17 protein-coding genes and 2 pseudogenes are annotated in these 18,624 nt (G+C 71.7%); 5 read left to right on the top strand and 14 right to left on the bottom strand.

Features of this window, described 5'->3' with window-relative positions:
* Window positions 1-263: 263 nt before the first annotated feature.
* Window positions 264-716, bottom strand: coding sequence for a gamma-glutamyltransferase (locus tag ABD374_RS28850; RefSeq protein WP_344499302.1), 453 nt, complete (start codon window positions 714-716; stop codon window positions 264-266).
* A pseudogene (locus tag ABD374_RS28845) lies at window positions 647-1,252 on the bottom strand (gamma-glutamyltransferase). The gene ABD374_RS28850 and the pseudogene ABD374_RS28845 overlap by 70 nt, the downstream one beginning before the upstream one ends.
* A gap of 548 nt (window positions 1,253-1,800) precedes the next feature.
* On the opposite strand from ABD374_RS28845, the gene ABD374_RS28840 reads away from it, so the two are divergent.
* Window positions 1,801-2,394: a snapalysin family zinc-dependent metalloprotease gene (locus ABD374_RS28840; RefSeq protein ID WP_344499061.1), complete on the top strand. Its 594-nt coding sequence runs from the start codon at window positions 1,801-1,803 to the stop codon at window positions 2,392-2,394.
* A 69-nt stretch (window positions 2,395-2,463) separates the two neighbouring features.
* Here the strand turns inward: ABD374_RS28840 and ABD374_RS28835 are convergent, their stop codons facing one another.
* From ABD374_RS28835 to ABD374_RS28810, 6 genes are all read right to left on the bottom strand, one after another.
* Window positions 2,464-4,152: an alpha-amylase family protein gene (locus ABD374_RS28835; protein WP_344499059.1), complete on the bottom strand. Its 1,689-nt coding sequence runs from the start codon at window positions 4,150-4,152 to the stop codon at window positions 2,464-2,466.
* A gap of 2 nt (window positions 4,153-4,154) precedes the next feature.
* The gene (locus ABD374_RS28830; RefSeq protein WP_344499057.1) at window positions 4,155-5,153 is read right to left on the bottom strand and encodes a TIGR03885 family FMN-dependent LLM class oxidoreductase; all 999 of its coding nucleotides are present in this window, start codon (window positions 5,151-5,153) and stop codon (window positions 4,155-4,157) included.
* 56 nt (window positions 5,154-5,209) lie between these two features.
* Complete coding sequence (locus ABD374_RS28825) at window positions 5,210-6,910, bottom strand: alpha-glucosidase (RefSeq protein WP_344499055.1); 1,701 nt, start codon at window positions 6,908-6,910, stop codon at window positions 5,210-5,212.
* A gap of 318 nt (window positions 6,911-7,228) precedes the next feature.
* Window positions 7,229-7,570, bottom strand: a complete 342-nt coding sequence (locus ABD374_RS28820; RefSeq protein WP_344499053.1) for a hypothetical protein — start codon at window positions 7,568-7,570, stop codon at window positions 7,229-7,231.
* A gap of 210 nt (window positions 7,571-7,780) precedes the next feature.
* Window positions 7,781-8,521 carry a DUF3253 domain-containing protein gene (locus ABD374_RS28815; protein ID WP_344499051.1) on the bottom strand — a complete coding sequence of 247 codons (741 nt, stop codon included), beginning with the start codon at window positions 8,519-8,521 and terminating at the stop codon, window positions 7,781-7,783.
* Between the two features lie 136 nt (window positions 8,522-8,657).
* Window positions 8,658-8,858: a DUF2191 domain-containing protein gene (locus ABD374_RS28810; RefSeq protein WP_344499049.1), complete on the bottom strand. Its 201-nt coding sequence runs from the start codon at window positions 8,856-8,858 to the stop codon at window positions 8,658-8,660.
* Between the two features lie 223 nt (window positions 8,859-9,081).
* On the opposite strand from ABD374_RS28810, the gene ABD374_RS28805 reads away from it, so the two are divergent.
* On the top strand, window positions 9,082-10,305 hold the full coding sequence (locus tag ABD374_RS28805; protein ID WP_344499047.1) for a phospholipase D-like domain-containing protein: 1,224 nt from the start codon (window positions 9,082-9,084) through the stop codon (window positions 10,303-10,305).
* Window positions 10,306-10,464: 159 nt separating this feature from the next.
* Here the strand turns inward: ABD374_RS28805 and ABD374_RS28800 are convergent, their stop codons facing one another.
* A complete protein-coding gene (locus tag ABD374_RS28800) occupies window positions 10,465-10,974 on the bottom strand; it encodes a gluconokinase (RefSeq protein ID WP_344499045.1) in 510 nt (169 codons plus the stop codon).
* A 106-nt stretch (window positions 10,975-11,080) separates the two neighbouring features.
* Here ABD374_RS28800 and ABD374_RS28795 point away from each other — a divergent pair, with 106 nt between their 5' ends.
* On the top strand, window positions 11,081-11,428 hold the full coding sequence (locus tag ABD374_RS28795) for a hypothetical protein (protein ID WP_344499043.1): 348 nt from the start codon (window positions 11,081-11,083) through the stop codon (window positions 11,426-11,428).
* A gap of 108 nt (window positions 11,429-11,536) precedes the next feature.
* Here the strand turns inward: ABD374_RS28795 and ABD374_RS28790 are convergent, their stop codons facing one another.
* The 5 genes and pseudogenes from ABD374_RS28790 to ABD374_RS28770 form a co-directional block, all read right to left on the bottom strand.
* On the bottom strand, window positions 11,537-12,598 hold the full coding sequence (locus ABD374_RS28790; protein WP_344499041.1) for a glucose 1-dehydrogenase: 1,062 nt from the start codon (window positions 12,596-12,598) through the stop codon (window positions 11,537-11,539).
* Window positions 12,599-12,752: 154 nt separating this feature from the next.
* Window positions 12,753-13,556: pseudogene (locus ABD374_RS28785) on the bottom strand (MFS transporter); the annotation flags it as partial.
* A 66-nt stretch (window positions 13,557-13,622) separates the two neighbouring features.
* Complete coding sequence (locus ABD374_RS28780) at window positions 13,623-14,237, bottom strand: GNAT family N-acetyltransferase (RefSeq protein ID WP_344499039.1); 615 nt, start codon at window positions 14,235-14,237, stop codon at window positions 13,623-13,625.
* 168 nt (window positions 14,238-14,405) lie between these two features.
* The gene (locus ABD374_RS28775; protein ID WP_344499037.1) at window positions 14,406-14,885 is read right to left on the bottom strand and encodes a RidA family protein; all 480 of its coding nucleotides are present in this window, start codon (window positions 14,883-14,885) and stop codon (window positions 14,406-14,408) included.
* Window positions 14,882-15,991 carry an acyl-CoA dehydrogenase family protein gene (locus ABD374_RS28770; protein ID WP_344499035.1) on the bottom strand — a complete coding sequence of 370 codons (1,110 nt, stop codon included), beginning with the start codon at window positions 15,989-15,991 and terminating at the stop codon, window positions 14,882-14,884. The genes ABD374_RS28775 and ABD374_RS28770 overlap by 4 nt, the downstream gene beginning before the upstream one ends.
* A gap of 85 nt (window positions 15,992-16,076) precedes the next feature.
* Here ABD374_RS28770 and ABD374_RS28765 point away from each other — a divergent pair, with 85 nt between their 5' ends.
* Together ABD374_RS28765 and ABD374_RS28760 are read left to right on the top strand one after the other, a co-directional pair.
* Window positions 16,077-17,702 (top strand): AMP-binding protein, encoded by a 1,626-nt coding sequence (locus ABD374_RS28765; RefSeq protein ID WP_344499033.1) that lies wholly within the window; start codon window positions 16,077-16,079, stop codon window positions 17,700-17,702.
* A 9-nt stretch (window positions 17,703-17,711) separates the two neighbouring features.
* Window positions 17,712-18,572 (top strand): PaaX family transcriptional regulator, encoded by an 861-nt coding sequence (locus ABD374_RS28760; RefSeq protein WP_344499031.1) that lies wholly within the window; start codon window positions 17,712-17,714, stop codon window positions 18,570-18,572.
* Window positions 18,573-18,624: the final 52 nt, after the last annotated feature.

The following is an 18,624-nucleotide window of genomic DNA, read 5'->3' as shown; positions in this document are numbered from 1 at the left end:
GCAGGCGCAAGATGATCTTGAATGCATGACGAGGCGTCAGTCATGCCTGAGTGACCGTCAGTCTTAACGGAGGGTGGCCGCCAAAGTGGCCCCGGAACGCTGGATGCCGGTCGGCGCAGCTGGCCTCGCCGCGAAACCAGCGCGAGCCCCGCGTGATCGCCGCCAAAAACCCGCCGTGCCAGGCCGTCGCCGACCTCGCCGCCGGACGGGACACCCGCGAGCGGCTCCTGGCCGCCTGCCGTGACGAGCGGCGGTCGCCGAGGTCAAGGGTGTCCAGGCGGGGAGTGCGCCAGCCGGGTGGCAGACCGAGAAGGTTCAGGCGGATGTCCAGGATCGCGTCTTGGAGTCGGCTGACGGTGGCGTCGGAGACGGTGGCGCCTGCCGTGTAGGCAAGAACGGCGTCCAGGGCAGCGCCAAAGGCGACTGTGTCCGGGCGTTCCTCCATGCAGGCTCGCCTCGATGAGATGGTGCAGGTACTGCGTCTCACTCGCCTTCGAAAGGTCACTGGACTCAGAGATGCCGAGGGCCTCGCCCACGCTGGTACCACCGGAGGACGACGGTGCGATGCCGTACACCTCGAGCCCTCGGCAGGAGACCTTGGTCGGCGCCTGGCTCAGTGCGCGGTACGCCTTGAGGTCCCGGGTCGTCAGGTCTCCGGCGCGCACCACCCTGGTGGCGGCCGGGTCCACGGGCGGTGTGCGCACCGTGGACACGATGTCCTGGGGCAGTTCGCCCCGGTACAGCTCGTCGACGCCCTCACGGCCCGGCGTCCGGTACGAAGGGCGAGGTCGGGGTTCTTGAAGACCGAGCCGGTCACCGGCAACTGGCCACCAGGCAGGCAGAGTTCGGCGGTCGCGGGGAAGCCGGCGAAGCGCGCCTGGTGGTCGGCGGTCTGGGAGCGGAAGGTCTCGTCCACCACGAAGCCGTCGCGGGCGAGCCGTTCAGCCGGTCCGAGCAGCCGTCCGAACGGCTTGCCGCCCCAGGCGTACAACGCCTTGTCCCAGGTCGCGGGGGGCGCCGAGGGTCCCGACGCTCAGTCCGCTGGTCACTGCGTCGGCGAAGGGGATCGGCTGCCCGTCCTCCAGGAAGAGCGAGGAGTCGGCGCTCCGGGGGCGGTCTCGCGGCCGTCGATGGTTCGCACGGTGCGCGTCCAGGCGTCGTAGTAGACGAAGTGGCCGCCGCCTCCGATGCCCGCCGCGTACGGCTCGGTGACCCCCAGCGCGGCGGCGGTCGCCGCGGCGGCGGTCGCCACGGCGGCGTCGACGGCGTTGCCTCCCTTGCGGAGCACCTCGATGCCGGCCGCCGACGCGTCGGCGTCGACACTCGAGACGGCTCCCCCGTACCCCACCGCCACCGGCGACTTGGGGGTGGGGTACGGGGTGCCGATGACGCGGGGGCCGCGGCACCGAGGGAGCCGATGACGGCGATCACACTACGGAACGACACATTCCGGCCTACGGAACGACGCATCCGTACCTTCACTGAAGAATCGTCCGCGCAGAGTAACGCCGCATCACCCAGCTCGTCATGACTTCATCGGGCGTGTGTCCGAACGGGCCGCTTTCATGTGTGGTCATGAGCGCCGTCTCACACGGCGCAGGCGGCCCGCTCCGGACCTCTGACGCGGACCGCACCGCTCCTTTCCAGCCCTCCCTTGATGACAGGGGCATGATAAGCACGGAGCGATGGGCATAGTTCTGAGGCCCCCGGAGAACCTGCGACCGGCCACTCCGCCGGTCGCGGCCCCTCCCCGCTCTCGGTTCGGAGCGAGCCGAGTCCCCCACGAGTGAAGGGACAGCAATGCCGCACTCCTCATGGCTGAAGGCGGCCGGCGCCGCCTTCGCGGTCGCCCTGGCCACAGCAACAGCAGCCCACGCCGCACCCGCGCCCGCGCCCGCACCGGAGTTGACCGCAGCAACAAGCGTGGCTGCCGCAGTGACACTCCACTACGACGACAGCCGCGCAGGCGGCTGGGAAGCGGCGATCGCCGCCGGAGTCGCCTCGTGGAACCGGAACGTCAGCAACGTCAGGCTCGTCGAAGCCGCACCCGGCACCCGGGCCGAGATCCAGATCGTCGCCACCAGTGGCTGGCCGCAGGCGACACTCGGACCGGTGCGCCCGGGTGGCCAGGTGCGTGTCGAACTCGGCAACCAGGCGGTGTCCGAGGGCTATGACAAGACCCGCATCGCCACCCACGAGATGGGGCACAGCCTGGGTCTGCCCGACACCAAGCCCGGCCCGTGCTCCCAGCTGATGTCAGGGTCGGCCGCGGGCACCAGTTGCACGAACGCGGTTCCGAACGCGACTGAACGATCCCGCGTCGAGTCCGCCTACGCCGGCGGCCTCGCCTCGCTCGTTCCCGCCGACGGCCGCACTCTGGTGGACGCGCCTTAGCCGGCGGGACGACCATCGCGCGAGGTGCCCGGCCCACTCCGTGCGGCCGGACACCTCGCGCGCGTCGGATCACACCGCTGTCGCCCGATCCGGGTCGTCAAGGGGGGTGTTGACCCTCAGCCACCGGTAGCCGTACGGGTCCAGCGCGACATCGACGAGGCCGGCGGCCGCCGACTTGAGGGTGTCACCGGTGAAGACATCGGTGAGCAGCCGGCCGCCCCTCAGTCCCGGGACCTCGACGGAGGCGGTGACGGACCGCTCGGAGAAATTGTGCAGCACGAGCACCGCGCCGCCCTCCAGCGAACTGAGGTGGACCAGCACGCCCGGATCGTCCGCGTCGATGACCCGGTAGTCGCCCCAGGCCAGCTCGGGGGTCTCCCGGTAGCGTTCGATCAGCGTCCGCATCCGACCCAGCGGCGAAGCCGGGTCGTGCGCCTGGTCGTGCGCGTTGACCTTCGTCGGGCCGAACGCACCCGTCACGACGGGATTGGGCAGCTCCACTCCCTCCCCCGCGGTGAAACCGCCACTCTTGTCGGGCGTCCACTGCATCGGGGTGCGGACGGCCTGCCGGCCCTCGGCGGCGAGGTTCTCGCCCATGCCTATCTCCTCGCCGTAGAACAGCACCGGTGTGCCGGGCAAGGAGAAGAGCAGGCTGTACGCCAGTTCCACGCGCCGCCGGTCGCCGTCGACCATCGGCGGCAGGCGGCGGCGCAGGCCCCGGTCGTAGAGCTGCATGTCCTTGTCGGGGCCGAAGGCGGCGAACACCTCGGCGCGCTCGTCGTCGTCGAGTTTGTCGAGCGTGAGCTCGTCGTGGTTGCGGACGAACGTCGCCCAGTGCGCGTCGCGGGGCGCCGCGGGGCGCTCCCGGAGAGCCGCCGCCAGGGGGGCCGCCTCGCCCCGCGCCATCGACAGGTACATCTGTTGCATACCGATGAAGTCGAAGCACATGGTCAGCTCGTCACCGCGGGAGGACTCCGAGTCGCCGAAGAACTTCGCGGTGTCCGGGTAGGGCAGGTTCACCTCGCCCAGCAGCACCGCGTCACCGCTGCGACGTCCGAGGAAGGCCCGCAGGTCGGCGAGGTACTCGTGCGGGTCGGGCAGCTGGTCCGCGTCCTCCTGGCCGTCGGTCTCCAGCAGGAACGGCACCGCGTCGACCCGGAATCCCGACAGTCCGAGCTGCGTCCAGAAGCCCATGATGCGCGCTATCTCGTCACGGACCGCCGGGTTGGCGACGTTGAGGTCGGGCTGCTGCTTGTAGAACCGGTGCAGGTAGTACTGCTCGGTGGTCTCGTCGTACTCCCACACGCTCTTCTCGACGTCGGGGAAGACCACACCCCCGGGGCCGTCCTCCGGCGGGCTGTCGCACCAGACGTACCAGTCGCGGTACTTCGACGTGCGGCTGGAGCGGGCGTCCTGGAACCACGGATGGTGGTCGGAGGTGTGGTTGACGACCAGGTCGGCGATGACCCGGATGCCCCGGTCGCGGGCGGTGCGCACGAACTCGGTGAAGTCGCCCAGCGTGCCGAGCCGGGGATCGACGGCGTAGAAGTCGGTGATGTCGTAGCCGTCGTCGCGTTCCCGCGTCGGATAGAACGGCATCAGCCACACGCAGGTGACACCGAGGCGCACCAGGTGGTCGATGCGCTGGGTCAGCCCCGCGAAGTCGCCGGTGCCGTCGCCGTCGGAGTCCTGGTACGTCTCCACGTCCAGGCAGTAGACGACCGCGTTCTTCCACCACAGGTCGGAGGTACGGGTCATCCTCATCGGACACCCTCCGCGACGGCGGCCGGGGGACGGGTGACGTCCAGCTGCGGCAGCACCTTCGCGCCGAACGCGTCGATGAAGGCGCTCTGCTCCTTGCCGACGTGGTGCAGCATGACGGCGTCGAAGCCCAGGTCGGCGTACTCCTGGAGCCAGGCCGCGTGCCGGCCGAGGTCGTCGGAGATGTTGACGGACTCCGCGACCCTGTCCGGTGAGACGTGCTCGCTGACGTTGTCGAACAGCTCGGCCGAGTCCAGGTCCCAGCTCGCCGGCGGCCCGTGAACATTGGTGCGCCACTGGTCGTGGGCGAGTTCCTGGGCGGTCCCCAGGTCGGGGGCCCAGCTGAGGTGCACCTGGAGGTGCAGCCGGCCGGCGCCACCCGCCGAACGGTAGGCATCCACGATCCGGCGCAGCGTCTCGCGCGGCGCGTTGACCGTGATCAGGCCGTCCGCCCACTCCGCGCACCACCGCGCGGTCGCCTCGCTGCACGCGGCTCCCACCAACGGCGGCACCGTCTCCGGGCGCGTCCACAGCCGGGCCCGGTCCACGGTCACCAGCCCGTCGTGGCTCACCTCCTCGCCGCGCAGCAGCGCCCGGATGATGTCGACGCACTCGCGCAGCCGCGCGTTCCGGACGTCCTTGCGCGGCCAACGGTCGCCGGTTATGTGCTCGTTGGACGCCTCACCGCTTCCCAGCGCCGCCCAGAAGCGGCCTGGGTACATCGCGGCGAGGCTGCCGATCGCCTGCGCGACGATCGCCGGGTGGTAGCGCTGGCCCGGGGCGTTCACCACTCCGAAGGGGATCCGGCCGGTGGCCTGGAGCGCCGCGCCGAGCCAGGACCAGGCGAAGCCGGACTCACCCTGCCGGACACTCCAGGGCGAGAAGTGATCCGAGCACATCGCGGCGGTGAAGCCCGCGCCTTCCGCGCGTACGACGGCTGCCAGCAGGTCGGCGGGAGGTACTTGTTCGTGGGAGGCGTGGAATCCATAGACGGTCATGAGGTCCGCATACCCGGTACCGGAGGGATCATCGATCGCCGTCGCGCCCGCTCGGCTCAGTCGTTGCGCCGGTGCACCCGCGCCTCCCACGGGGCGAGCACGAGGCGGCCGGGCCGCGCGGGGACCGAAGGGCCGTTGCTCATGACGAGTTCGGCGCCGTCCCATCCGGCGGGCATGACGGCGGAGGCCGTGTCGCCGGTGAAATTTCCGACGACCAGGAGCACTGTGCGGCCGTGCCGGCGTGTGAACGCGTAGATCCGCTCGTCGTCCGGCAGCAGCATCGTGAAGTCGCCGTGCACGACGGCCGGTTCCTGGTGCCGGAGGGCGATCAGCCGACGGTAGTGGTGGTAGACGGAGCCGGGGTCCGCGAGGGCCGCTTCGGCGTTGACCTCGGTGTGGTCCGGGTTGACGGGGATCCACGGGGTGCCTGTGGTGAACCCCGCATGCGGGGACGCGTCCCACTGCATGGGTGTACGGGCGTTGTCGCGGCCCATCGCCCGTAGTCCCGGCAGGACGTCTTCGGGTTGCGCCCCCGCGCGCAGCGCCTCCGTGTAGTGGTTCAGGGACTCGATGTCCCTGAAGTCCTCGACGGTGCGCAGAGGCGCGTTGGCCATGCCGAGTTCCTCGCCCTGGTAGACGTACGGCGTGCCCCGGTGCAGGTGGAGCACGGTCGCGAGCATCGTCGCGGACCGGGTCCGGTGGCTCGGTCCGTCGTCACCGAACCGGGAGACCGCCCGGGGCTGGTCGTGGTTGTTCCAGTACAGGCTGTTCCACCCGACGTCGGCGAGGCCGGACTGCCAGCGGCCGAGCGAGTCCTTGAGGTCGGTGAGCCGCAGCGGGCGGGGATCGAACTTGCCCCGCCCGTGATCGAGCCCCACGTGCTCGAACTGGAAGACCATGTCGAGCTCGGCACGCGCCGGGTCGGTGAACAGGCGGGCCTGCTCGACCGTCACCCCGGGCATCTCCCCGACGGTCAGCAGCCGGCCCGGGTACCGGGCGATCACCTCGCGGTGCATCTCCTGGAGGTAGTCGTGTATGCGGGGTCCGCAGACGAAGTAGGGCGAGCCGTCACCGTACGGCCCCTGTTCGTGCACCTCGCCGTCGGGGAGGGCGGGGTCCTTGGAGATGAGGTTGACGACGTCCATCCGGAAGCCGTCCACGCCCCGGTCCAGCCACCAGCGCATCATCGCGTACACGGCCCGACGCATCCGGGGGTTCTCCCAGTTGAGGTCGGGCTGCTTCGGCGAGAAGAGATGGAGGTAGTACGCGTCGCTCGCCGCGTCCAGCTCCCAGGCGGCACCGGAGAAGAAGGAGCCCCAGTTGTTGGGTTCGCGTCCCTCACGTGGCGGACGCCACCAGTACCAGTCGCGCTTCGGGCTCGCCGGGTCGCGTGACTCCTGGAACCACGGATGCTCGTCGGAGGTGTGGTTGACGACCAGGTCCATGACGAGTTTCATCCCGCGCTCGTGCACGGCGCCCACCAGCCGGTCGAAGGCCGCCAGGTCACCGAAGACGGGGTCGATGTCCTGGTAGTCGCTGATGTCGTACCCGTTGTCGGCCTGCGGGGACGGGTTGACGGGCGACAGCCAAAGCACGTCGACGCCGAGCCCGGACAGATGGTCCAGGCGTCCGGTGAGGCCGTCCAGGTCGCCGACGCCGTCACCGTCGGAGTCGGCGAAGCTGCGCGGATAGACCTGGTAGACCACCGCGGACCGCCACCACGCGTCCTCGGCGTGCCCCATGTCGTCGGCTGCCATCGGTGGACTCCTCTCGCCCGGGGTGGGGAACGTGAGTCTCCTTTCCCCGGAGGCTGAGGTCATACCGGTCAGGGCGGCATCGCCGGCCGGGCGCCCCGGCTCCCCCGGGACGAACCGACCCGCCGGGGCCCATCCCTGCGCGCAACGGCCGGCCCCTTCTCGGCGAACTCCCGCGCGAGGTATGTCGGACCTCACCCCCCAGCGGCCCCGTACCGGAGTGCACAGCGGTCCGCTTCGAATTGGCAGGGGTCCAGGGACCTGATCGCTCCGTGCACCACGAGCCGGAGCCTCGTACCACGCCCGAGGAGACAACCCGCCTCACGGTGCGCGCCCGCCCTCCTCCCGCTCAGCCTTGTCGAGCTCGTGGAGCCCCCTCTCCCAGCGCAGACGGCGAACCTCGGCAGACTGCTCCCACCAGGGATCACCCCGCTCACCGAGCGCCACCTTCGCGGTGTTCACGCGTTTCCGCGCCCGGCCCTCAGCCTTCGCGTCAGCGGCGCGGCGTGCGGCAGCCACCCCGCGGCGCGCCGCCATCAGATGATGCCGTAGGCGGGAGGCGACGTCCTCGGGGATCTCCGGATCCGTCGCACGCCATCGGCGGTGGTCGACGACCACGTATCTGCCGTCCGGAGTCCGCTCCGGGTCCGCAGGAGGCTTCATCCGGTCGATGCTGTCCTGCGGCTCGGACGGACGACATCAGGACACGCGGTCAACCGCGATCTTCCCCCAGGTCCAGGACGCCTCGTTCTTGATTCTCCGCGCGTATCCGTGAGTTTCGGCGCGTACGCGATCCGTCCGCTTCCCTGAACCGGAGGTCAGGGGCGCCTCATGGCACCCGTCCGGCCGGGTGCCACACGAGCGGGACGGACCTCAGCGGGCGCGACGGACGCGGATCGGGCTGCGGACCTTCGAGGGCTCTACGGGGCTACCACCCTGGGTGATCTCCACCTCACCGGCCTCGACCAGCCGGTGGACCGCGCGACGTGCCGGCTCCATCAGCGCGCGCCAGCCGTCGCCCTCCCCTTCGTACACCGCCCGTGCGGCGTCGGAGGGGCAGATCGTGGCTCTCGGGTCACGCCGCTCCGACAACTCCAGGACGGCCCGTTCCAAGCGTCGGTCCATCTGCCGCTCGTCGTCCTCCACGACGGCGGCCTGGAGGACGCTGGACAGCGCGCCAACGATGCCGCCGAACGGCACGGATCCCCCGTTGGCACCGGGTCCGGCCTGGCGCTTGGGGTCCGCGATGAGAATGGCGTTGACGTTGTCGAAGGTCTGCCAGTTCTCGGTGATCCAGATGTGCACCACCGCGGCGCCCAAGGAGTACCCACCCATCTTGACATGCTGGCCCGGGCACGCGGCGCGTTGGTCGCGCACCAGCCGGTTCAGCTCATTGACGCATGCCCGGGCGCTCGCGCCGTTGGGAATCTGGGTGGGGTACCCGACGTGCTGCTGGATGCCGCCGGTGAAGTTGTCGTTGTGCCACGAGCTTCCCGTGCCGCCGACGACGATCGTGTAGGTGCCCCCGCACGGAGCCGTGGCGGCTTGCGCCGTGGACGCCTGTGTCACCGACAGCCCTGCCGTCAGCAGAAGTCCGGCCAACGCGGCCGTCATCGGGACGCGTCGTGGGGAGCCACGCGCCCCCAGGGGGAGCGGGTCTTCAGCCGGCGCGCTCCCCCTGCGCCGGCGCCTGCTCCGCGGAGATGAGACGCCCGCCCCGGGGGCGGGCGGTCCGGGCGTCGCGCGTCGGTCAGCCCTGCGGCTCCTGCGGTTTGGCCTCGGCCTCGCGCACGGCCCGTTCTTTGAACTCGACCCGTGCCTCCGTGCGGTGGCCGCGGGCGATGTAGTCGCGTACGACCGCCTCGACGGCGTCCTGGGGCGAGCCGATCCCGGCCAGGACCATCACTTCCACCACCAGTTCCGCGTCGAGACTGATGTCGACCTTGGCCACAGCGCCCCCTCTTGTCGGATCTTCCGCCGGGCCGGAACTCTAGCCGCTCAGGGCCGGCGCGTACCCGCACGGTCGAGGAGGCAGCCGGTCCTTCCGGTGCCGGGCCACGGCAGAGCGGGTCGTGAGGGACGCGGGCCACCCGGTACAGTCACCACGCTGCGGCGGCCCGCGCCGGACCGGGCCCGCAGTTCCCGCCCCCCGTCTGCGCCGGCCAGGTGACTCCATGACCAGCACACAGGACCCGCCGGAAACGAATCCCGGCACCGCCCTCCCGCAGGCCGCCCGGTCCTTCGAGGACCGCGCGGCGCGAATACGGCGGCGTCTGGAGAGACTGATCGGCATCGCCGCCACCGAGGGCAACATGCTGGTCCCGCTCCGTAACGGGGACGAGATCTTCGCGGCGATGCTGGCCGGGATCCGCTCCGCGGAGCACACCGTGGACATGATGACGTTCGTGTACTGGAAGGGCGACATAGCCCGCGAGTTCGCCCAGGCGCTGGCCGAGCGTGCCCGCCAGGGGATACGGGTGCGGCTGCTGCTGGACGGCTTCGGCAGCCGGCTGATCGAGAAGGACCAGCTGGAGGCGATGGAGCGGGCCGGGGTCCAGGTCGCGTGGTTCCGCAAGCCCCTGCACCTCTCGCCCTTCAAACAGAACCACCGCTGCCACCGCAAGGTCCTCGTCGTCGACGAGCACACGGCCTTCACCGGCGGTGTGGGGATCGCCCAGGAATGGTGCGGCGACGCCCGCAACGAGAACGAGTGGCGCGACACCCACGTGCAGGTCCGGGGCCCGGCGGTGGACGGCATCGCCGCGGCCTTCGCCCAGAACTGGGCCGAATGTCACGAGAACCTCTTCGACGACCGCGACCGGTTCGTCGAGCACCGCCCGCAGGGCGACGCGGTCGTCCAGGTGGTACGCGGATCGGCCAGTTTCGGCTGGCAGGACATGCAGACCCTGATCCGGGTCGGGCTGGAGTCCGCCGAGGAAAGGTTCCGTCTGGCCACCGCCTACTTCTCCCCCGACGCGTACTTCATCGAGTTGCTCTGCGCCACCGCGCGCCGCGGGGTCGAGGTGGAGATCCTGCTGCCGGGCCCGCACACCGACAAGCGCGTCTGCCAGCTGGCCGGGCAGCGCTACTACGAGGACCTCACCGCCTGCGGCGTGAAGATCTTCCAGTACCAGCCGACGATGATGCACGCCAAGGTCATCACCGTCGATCACGTGCTCTCCCTGATCGGGTCCACCAACTTCAACCGGCGCTCTCTCGACCACGACGAAGAGGTCATGCTCGCTGTTCTGGACGAGGGGTTCACCGCCTCCCTGGACCGCCACTTCGACGAGGACCTCGACGTGAGCGAGCGCATCAGCGCGGCGCGGTGGAAGAAGCGCTCGCTCGTCCAGCGCGCCCGGGAGGCGGCCGTCATACCGATCCGCCGGTACCTGTGACCTCGCTCACGCCTCCCCTGGGGCCCGGTCGCCCGTACGGGCCGGTTCATGCCTTTGCTTCGTCCCGGGAGGGTGGTGCGAAGTCGCGGACCAGCAGCAGTGCGGCGGCAAGCCGCCAGGTACGCAGCGAGGACGCTCAGCCCGCGTCCGGCGTCCGGTTCATCGGGCCTCGACCGCGGCGAGTGCCAGAGCGGTCGTCCGCTCGGGCGTTCCGTCGATGGGAACGGCCGCGCCGGACTCGTCGGGCTCCAGCGGTTCCAGGGCGTCGATCTGGGACTGGAGGAGGCTCGCCGGCATGAAGTGGTCCTCGCGCTGCGCGAGCCGGCCGGCGATGAGCTCCGCCGAACCGTCGAGGTGGAGGAAGAGGACTTCGGGCGACACGGCGGCGAGCCGGTCGCGGTAACGCCGCTTCAGGGCCGAGCAGGTGACCACGCCTCCCCGTCCGGCGTGCTCGTCGAGCCAGGTGGCGATCGCGTCGAGCCACGGGCGGCGGTCCTCGTCGTCCAGGGGGACGCCGGCCCGCATCTTGGCCACGTTCTGCGGCGAATGGAAATCGTCGGCTTCGGCATAGGGCACAGCGAGCCGCTGGGCGATCGCCTGGCCGACCGTTGTCTTTCCCGATCCTGAGACACCCATGACGACGATCAGGGGAGCAGCGTTGTGAGACATCGGTTCAGGCTAGTACAGCTTCGAGGCTCTGGCGGAAGTACCGCATGGGTCCGCCCGGAGCGGGACTACCCTGGGAACGAGGGGTCCTTCGCCGCTGGAGGCGTCGATGCGCGACCACAGTCCCGAGCCGGGCGAGCTGCGCCGTGAGGACGGCGCGGGCCCTCCCCCGCCCCCGGGCCCTCCCCCGCCCCCGGGCCGGCACGACGCCGGGGAGGCGGTGGCCGCACGCCGTGCGTACAGGCTGAGGCACGTGCTCGCGAAGATCCACACACCGCTGTTCCTGGCTCTCGCCGTGCTGTTCGGGGTGTGGGCGTCGCGCTCGCACGGGGGCAGTGCTCCGAACCCGTGGGCGCTGGGAGCCGTCGCGATACTCTTCGCCGTCCTGGCTCTGCTGGCGCTCGCGGACAGCGCGATGCTGCGGGAGCACCGTCGTCGCGCGAGGACGCGCCGCTGACCGCGCGGCCGGTGCGCGGGCGCCGCAGGGCCGGTGCGGGTTCGGGCCGTGCCTCCGGGTCCGGGCCGTGCCTCGGGGCCTGCCGGAGTCCCGCGTCCGCGGTCAGGGTCATTCGGCCCCTGGGCCGAGGTCCACGACGACCTTGATGTCGTCGGACCGTACCGTGAACGCCTCCTCGGCACGGTCCAGCGGAACCCTGCGGGTGATGAGCCTCTCCAGCCACGGAAGATCCGCCCCGGCCAGTGCGTCCGCGGCCTGCCGGTAGTGGCGCAGGTTGGCGTTGACCGAGCCCACCACCACGTCGTTCTCCAGCACGATCTCCCGGTTGACGGTGCCGCCCTCCACGTTCAGGGTGCGGCCGGTGGGTGACACACCGGTCAGGCAGACGATGCCGTAGGGCGCGGTGCCGGACATCGACGCGAACACCACCTCGGCCGCCCCGGTGGCTTCGATGATGACGTCCGGGCTGAGGGCCGGGATCACCTTCTCGGCGCTCTCCGCGTGGTACGTCGCGCCCAGAGCCTCCATCAGCGCCGGCTTGGGACCTCCGGTGACGCGGTCCAGCACGTGTACGTCCAGACCGCGCTGCACGCCCAGCAGAGCGGCCAGCGCCCCGATCGGGCCGGCCCCCGTCACCAGCACGCGCCGCGGCTCGAACCAGGACCTGCCGCCGACCCGTTCCACCTGCTCCCACGCCTTGGCCACCACGCTCGTCGGCTCCAGCAGCGTCCCCACCCGTTCGAGGCGCGCGTCGAGCTCGACCGCGTACTCCGCCTCCACGCACCACATCTGCGAGCCGTAGCCGTCGATCTGCTTGATGCCCCGCTCGGTGTACCCGCCGTTGCGGCACATGTCGAACTCGCCGCGCGCGCAGGCGCCGCACGGCTGCGGATCGGGCCGGCGGACCACGCCGACGACCAGGTCACCGGCCGAGAACCCGCTGCCCGGCGGGGCTTGGCGGACCCGCCCGAGCGACTCGTGCCCCAGCACCAGCCAGTCACGGCCCGGGGGCGCCCAGCCGTAACCGCCTTCGACGATCTCCTTGTCCGTCCCGCAGACCCCCACCGCGAGACCGTCCACCAGCAGCTGCCCCTCCTGGGGCACCGGCGCGGGCAGGTCGCGGACCTCCAGCGAATCCTTTGCATGCGGGCGGACGGTCAGTGCGCGCATCGGCTTCCCTTTTCCGTCGGACAGATCGGAAGATCACCGCGAACGGGTATCCCGCACCGGGCGTCGAAAACTCCGGACGAGCCGGAGACCCGAGAAGAGGGCCACCGTCGGAGGGTGTCTGCCCGCCCCGAGGACCGACGCGCCACGGGCGGGCTCAGGAACCGGCCCCGTGGCCGCCCCGGAGGCGTTCCAGGTCGGACGGGCGCACCTGGATGGCGAACAGCGCGATGACCGCGGCCGCCACGGTGAACACCGCGGCGACGACGAAGGCGGCGGAGACCCCCGAGGTGAGCACCTCGTCGCCCCACGGCGACGGGAGCTGCCCGGTCCGCTCGAACCGCGCGCGTTCGGCGGGGCCCGCCCGGGCGAGGAACCGCGGTATCCGACGGCCGGCCTCGTCGCCGCTGGCCGTACCGAACACCGTGACGAGGATGGACAGGCCCAGGAAGCCGCCCACCTGCTGCATGACGTTGAGCAGGCCCGAGGCCGCGCCCGACTCGTGCGGGGGCACGTCGGAGACCGCCATCAGCGTCAGCGCGACGGAGTTCGTGCCCATGCCGAGGCTGAAGACGAGCATCGGTCCCAGGACGCTGCCCAGGTACGTCGAGTGGACGTCCGTCAGGGTCAGCCAGGACAGCCCCGCCGCGGCCAGGACCGAGCCGGTCACCATGAAGGGCTTCGGGCCGTACCTCGGCAGGAGCTGGGAGGCCAGGCCCGCGCCCACCGCGATGACCACGCTGACCGGCAGGAAAGCCGCACCGGCCCGGAGCGGGCCGAAGTCCAGCACGTTCTGGACGAACAGCGTGAGGAAGGAGAACATGCTGAACATCGCGGCGGCGAGGGTGAGCATGATGCCGTACGTGCCCGCCCGGTTGCGGTCGGCGAACATGCGCAATGGCGTGATGGGCTGCTTCGAGCGCCGCTCCACCAGGACGAAGGCCGCGAGGAGCGCCACCGCGACGGTGGTGGGGCGGCTGTGCCCACCCTTCGACCGTAAGCCCGGAGCCTGCGGGTCACCAGTCGATCAGCACCCCTGCCGTCGGGGACGCACGAGGCGGGCGGTCAGCGCCTCGCGCGCGGACGGCCACTCGTCGCGCAGCATCGAGTAGACGACGGTGTCGCGCACGGTCCCGTCGGGCCTCGTCCGATGGCTGCGCAGGACGCCCTCGCGCCGTGCGCCGAGGCGCTCGACGGCCCGCTGCGAGCGCTCGTTGCGGTGGTCGGTGTGCCAGGTGACGCGCCGCGCGCCGAGGTCGTCGAAGGCCCGGCCCAGCAGGAGCAGTTTGGCCTCGGTGTTGATGCCGGTGCGCTGGAAGCGGCTGCCGAGCCAGGTCGAGCCGATCGCGATGCCACGGTGGGCGGGTTCCACCTCGTAGTACGAGGTGGAACCCGCCACTTCACCGGTGGCGACGTCGATCTGCGCGAGCGCGACGCTGTCGCCCTCCTCCTGCCTGGCCAGCAGCCCTTCGACGATCTTCCGCATTCCCGCGGCGTCGGCGGGCTGCTTCCTGGACAGCCAGGTCCAGACGGCGGGGTCCTTGAGCGCCTCGAAGAGCCCCTCGGCGTGGCCGGTGGTCAATGGCTCAAGACGTACGTAACGGCCCGTCAGGGTGGGGCGTTCGAACCAGGCACTGCTCATGGGGGGTGTCCTCGTTTCCGTCCATGGAGGCGGCCGCGTACGGAGGATGGGGGCGGCCTTCTGTGCGCACAGCTTCCCATCCCGGTCGGGGCTGGGCGGAGTTCACCGCGTTTCGGCGAGACAGGCAAGAGGGCCGAGGGGCCGAAACCGTACGAGGAGCTGTCGCCGTCAGGGCAGTACGGCCACCCCGTCCAGCTCCACCAGGCACTGCTCGTCCCAGAGACGGACCGCGCCGATCACCGCCATGGCGGGGTAGTCGCGGCCCGCCAGTCGGCTCCAGATGCGGCCCAGTTCGCGGGCGTGGGCGCGGTAGTCGGCGACATCCGTGGCGTAGACGGTGACGCGGGCCAGGTCGGCGGGGGCGCCCCCGGCGGCGCGCAGGGCGGTGAGGAGGTTGCCGAGGGCCGTCTCGAACTGGGCGGGGAGCGTGTCGCCGACGGGCTTGCCGTCCGTGTCGAGGGCCGTCTGGCCCGCCAGGAAGACCAGCCGGGAGCCGGTGGCGGTGACGGCGTGCGAGAAGCCGGTGGGCGGGGAGAGTTCGGCCGGGTTGACGCGGTGCAGGTGGTGCGGGGAGTGCGGAGGGCGCGGGTGGTGCGGGGGAGCCGCGGGGACCGGGGAGTGCGAGGAGTCCGGGGAGTGCGAGGTCATCGGTACAGCTCCTTCGCGATGATCGTGCGCTGGACCTCGGTCGCGCCTTCGTAGATACGGGGGGCGCGGACCTCGCGGTAGAGGTGTTCGAGGAGGTGGCCGCGCTGGAGGGCGCGGGCGCCGTGCAGCTGGACGGCCGCGTCGACGACGTACTGGGCGGTCTCGGTGGCGAACAGCTTGGCCATGGCGGCGCTTCGCGGGACGCCGGGCGCGCCCGCGTCGTAGGCCGAGGCGGCGGCGTACACGAGCAGGCGCGCGGCCTCCGTGCGGGTCGCCATCTCGGCGACCCGGTGGGCGACCGACTGGAGGTCCTTGAGGGGGCCGCCGAAGGCGGTGCGGCTCGCGGTGTGCGCGAGAGCCGCGTCGAGGGCGGCCTGGGCCATGCCGACGGCGAAGGCGCCGACGCTGGGACGGAAGAGATTGAGGGTGTCCATGGCGACGCGGAAGCCGCGGTCCACCTCGCCGATCACATCGGCGCGGGTGACCGGGACGCCGTCGAAGGCCAGGGCCCCGATGGGGTGCGGCGAGAGCATGTCGAGCGGGGTGCCGGTCAGGCCGGGCCGGTCGGCGGGGACCAGGAAGGCGGTGACACCACGGGCTCCCGCGCCCTCGGTGGTCAGGGCGAACACGGTGTAGAAGTCGGCCTCCGGCGCGTTGGAGATCCAGCACTTCTCACCGGACAGGCGCCATCCGTCCCCCTCCGGTGCGGTCGTGAGCGAGAGCGCCGCGGCGTCCGATCCCGCGCCCGGCTCGCTGAGCGCGAAGGCGGCGACCGCCCGCCCCGTGGTCACTTCGGGCAGCCAGCGCGCTCGTTGACCGTCCGTGCCGGACCTGGCCACCGGGCTCGCGCCGAGCCCCTGCAGGGCGAGGGCGGTCTCGGCCTCGGTGCAGGCACGGGCGAGGGATTCACGCATCAGGCAGAGATCGAGCGCGCCGGAGCCGAACAGGCGCCGCAGCAGCCCGTGTTCCCCGAGGGCGGCGACCAACGGGCGGTTCACCTTGCCCGGTTCGCCTTTCTCCGCGAGAGGGCGCAGATGGTCGGCGGCCAGCGTGCGCAGTCGCTCGCACCACTCCTGCTGCTGAGGTTCCAGCGCGAATCCCGGCATGTCCTCGCACCCCACTTTATTGCGGACCGTTGACTGTCGTCACCCAAACGATACGCTCAAGAGGCGACAAGGGGGCGATCCCGTCATGGAGCTGAAGACCTCAGCGCACGTCGACACCTTTCCCCGCGACCGGCTGCCGCCCGCCCGTCAGTGGCCGCGGCTGCTGCTCGACCGTCCTGAGCTGCGCTATCCCGATCGCCTCAACTGCGGGGCGGAGCTCCTGGACCGTACGGTCGAGCGCTTCGGCCCGGACCGGCCCGTCTTCCGTACCGGCGCGGGCGAGGTCTGGACGTACGGCGAACTGCTCGGCCGCGTCGACCGGATCGCGCACGTCCTCACCACCGACCTGGGTGTCGTGCCCGGCAACCGCGTCCTGCTGCGGGGACCCACCACGCCGTGGCTGGCGGCCTGCTGGCTCGCGGTGATGAAGGCGGGCGCGGTGGCGGTGACGGTGCTGGCGCAGCAGCGGGCGGCCGAGCTGGCCACCCTGTGCGAGATCGCGCGGGTCCGCCACGCCCTGTGCGACGTACGGGCCCTCGACGACCTCGTGAAGGCCGGGGTGCCGGGGATGCGCATCACGGCGTACGGCGGCGGCGCGCCCGACGACCTGCTGCGGGCGGCGGACGGCAAGCCGTCCCGGTACGCCGCCGTTCGGACGTCCGCCGACGACGTCGCGCTGATCGCCTTCACCTCGGGGACCACCGGGCGGCCCAAGGGCTGCATGCACTTCCACCGCGACGTGCTGGCCGTCGCCGACACCTTCTCGCGCCACGTGCTGAAGCCGGAGCCCGACGACGTCTTCACGGGCAGTCCACCCCTCGGTTTCACGTTCGGGCTCGGCGGGCTGGTGATCTTCCCGATGCGGGCGGGCGCGTCGGCGCTGCTGCTCGAACAGGCGGGGCCAGGACAGCTGCTGCCCGCCCTCGCCGAGCACCGGGTGTCGGTGCTGTTCACCGCGCCGACGGCGTACCGGGCGATGCTGGACGACGTGGGCGCGTACGACCTGCGCGCCCTGCGCCGCTGCGTCTCGGCCGGCGAGAACCTGCCCGCCGCCACCTGGCACGCCTGGTACGGACGCACCGGGCTGCGCATCATCAACGGCATCGGCGCGACCGAGCTGCTGCACATCTTCATCTCGGCGGCGGACGAGGCGGTCAGGCCGGGCACGACGGGCGTGCCCGTGCCGGGCTGGGAGGCGCGGGTGGTCGACGGATCGGGCCGGCCCGTGCCCGACGGCGAACCCGGACTGCTGGCGGTGCGCGGGCCCGTGGGCTGCCGCTACCTCGCGGACGACCGCCAGACGCAGTACGCGCGAGACGGCTGGAACCTCACCGGCGACACCTACGTCCGCGACGGCGACGGCTACTTCCGCTACGTCGCCCGCGCCGACGACATGATCATTTCGGCCGGGTACAACATCGCGGGCCCGGAGGTCGAGGAGGCGCTGCTGCGCCATCCCGACGTGGTGGAGGCGGCGGTGGTGGGACGGGCCGACGAGCTGCGCGGCCAGGTGGTGGTGGCGTACGCCGTGCTGCGCGCCGGGGCCGTGCGCGGGGAGGCGACGGCGGCGCGGCTGCGCGACTTCGTCAAGGCCGAGCTGGCGCCGTACAAGTGCCCGCGCGACATCGTCTTCCTGGACGCGCTCCCCCGCACCCCGACCGGCAAGCTCCAGCGCTTCCGGCTGCGGGCGGCCGTGGGGCGACGGCCGTAGAGTGATCACGTGGCCGAGCAGCACACCCCCCGTTCCCTGATCGTCTCCCTCTACGGCGCGTACGGACGCACTCCCGGCGCGGGCGCGGAGTCCGTGCCGATGGAGCCCATGCCGGTGGCCGAGCTGATCCGGCTGCTGGCCGCCGTCGGGGTCGACGCGCCGTCGGTGCGCTCGTCGGTCTCCCGGCTCAAGCGCCGCGGGCTGCTCGTGGCCGCCCGCACGCCGGAGGGCGCCGCCGGTTACGCGCTGTCCGGCGACGCCCACCAGCTCCTCGACGACGGCGACCGCCGCATCTACGACCGCCCCGCGCCACGGCTGTCCGACGGCTGGGTGCTCGCCGTCTTCTCGGTCCCCGAGGCCGAGCGCGCCAAGCGGCACGTGCTGCGCTCCCGCCTCGCCCGGCTGGGCTTCGGGGCGGCGGCGCCGGGGGTGTGGATCGCGCCGGCGGGGCTGTACGAGGAGACCCGGCACACGCTGGAGCGCCTCCAACTCGCCGCGTACGTCGATCTGTTCCGCGGGGAGCACCTCGGCTTCGCCGCGACGGAGGAGGCGGTGGCGCGCTGGTGGGACCTGGCGGCGATCGCCAAGCAGCACGAGCAGTTCCTCGATCTGCACGAGCCGGTGCTGCGGTCGTGGACGGCGCGGGGCGACGCGGCGCCGGATCCGCGGGAGTCCTACCGGGACTACCTTCTGGCCCTCGACTCCTGGCGCCGCCTTCCGTACGCCGACCCCGGCCTTCCGGCCGAGCTGCTGCCGGCGGACTGGCCGGGGGTGCGCTCGGCGGAGGTGTTCGCGGGGCTGCACGCGCGACTGCGCGACGCGGGCGCGGAGTTCGTACGCGGCGGCGGTGACCGGACGGGAAACGGGTGATGGGAAGCGGTGACGAAAAGCGGGTGACGAGAAGCGGCGGCGCCGGGCAGCA

It is taken from the genome of Streptomyces enissocaesilis, from assembly GCF_039533765.1.
GTDB lineage: Bacteria > Actinomycetota > Actinomycetes > Streptomycetales > Streptomycetaceae > Streptomyces > Streptomyces enissocaesilis.
Note: the sequence above shows the minus strand (reverse complement) of the source record. Positions and strands in the feature narration are given on the sequence as shown.

What these genes read in the sequence shown, in the direction of transcription:
- ABD374_RS28840 (WP_344499061.1), top strand. Translation starts at nt 1,801, where the DNA reads ATGCCGCACTCCTCATGGCTGAAGGCGGCCGGCGCCGCCTTCGCGGTC.
- ABD374_RS28835 (WP_344499059.1), bottom strand. Translation starts at nt 4,152, where the DNA reads ATGACCCGTACCTCCGACCTGTGGTGGAAGAACGCGGTCGTCTACTGC.
- ABD374_RS28830 (WP_344499057.1), bottom strand. Translation starts at nt 5,153, where the DNA reads ATGACCGTCTATGGATTCCACGCCTCCCACGAACAAGTACCTCCCGCC.
- ABD374_RS28825 (WP_344499055.1), bottom strand. Translation starts at nt 6,910, where the DNA reads ATGGCAGCCGACGACATGGGGCACGCCGAGGACGCGTGGTGGCGGTCC.
- ABD374_RS28820 (WP_344499053.1), bottom strand. Translation starts at nt 7,570, where the DNA reads ATGAAGCCTCCTGCGGACCCGGAGCGGACTCCGGACGGCAGATACGTG.
- ABD374_RS28815 (WP_344499051.1), bottom strand. Translation starts at nt 8,521, where the DNA reads ATGACGGCCGCGTTGGCCGGACTTCTGCTGACGGCAGGGCTGTCGGTG.
- ABD374_RS28805 (WP_344499047.1), top strand. Translation starts at nt 9,082, where the DNA reads ATGACCAGCACACAGGACCCGCCGGAAACGAATCCCGGCACCGCCCTC.
- ABD374_RS28800 (WP_344499045.1), bottom strand. Translation starts at nt 10,974, where the DNA reads ATGTCTCACAACGCTGCTCCCCTGATCGTCGTCATGGGTGTCTCAGGA.
- ABD374_RS28795 (WP_344499043.1), top strand. Translation starts at nt 11,081, where the DNA reads ATGCGCGACCACAGTCCCGAGCCGGGCGAGCTGCGCCGTGAGGACGGC.
- ABD374_RS28790 (WP_344499041.1), bottom strand. Translation starts at nt 12,598, where the DNA reads ATGCGCGCACTGACCGTCCGCCCGCATGCAAAGGATTCGCTGGAGGTC.
- ABD374_RS28780 (WP_344499039.1), bottom strand. Translation starts at nt 14,237, where the DNA reads ATGAGCAGTGCCTGGTTCGAACGCCCCACCCTGACGGGCCGTTACGTA.
- ABD374_RS28775 (WP_344499037.1), bottom strand. Translation starts at nt 14,885, where the DNA reads ATGACCTCGCACTCCCCGGACTCCTCGCACTCCCCGGTCCCCGCGGCT.
- ABD374_RS28770 (WP_344499035.1), bottom strand. Translation starts at nt 15,991, where the DNA reads ATGCCGGGATTCGCGCTGGAACCTCAGCAGCAGGAGTGGTGCGAGCGA.
- ABD374_RS28765 (WP_344499033.1), top strand. Translation starts at nt 16,077, where the DNA reads ATGGAGCTGAAGACCTCAGCGCACGTCGACACCTTTCCCCGCGACCGG.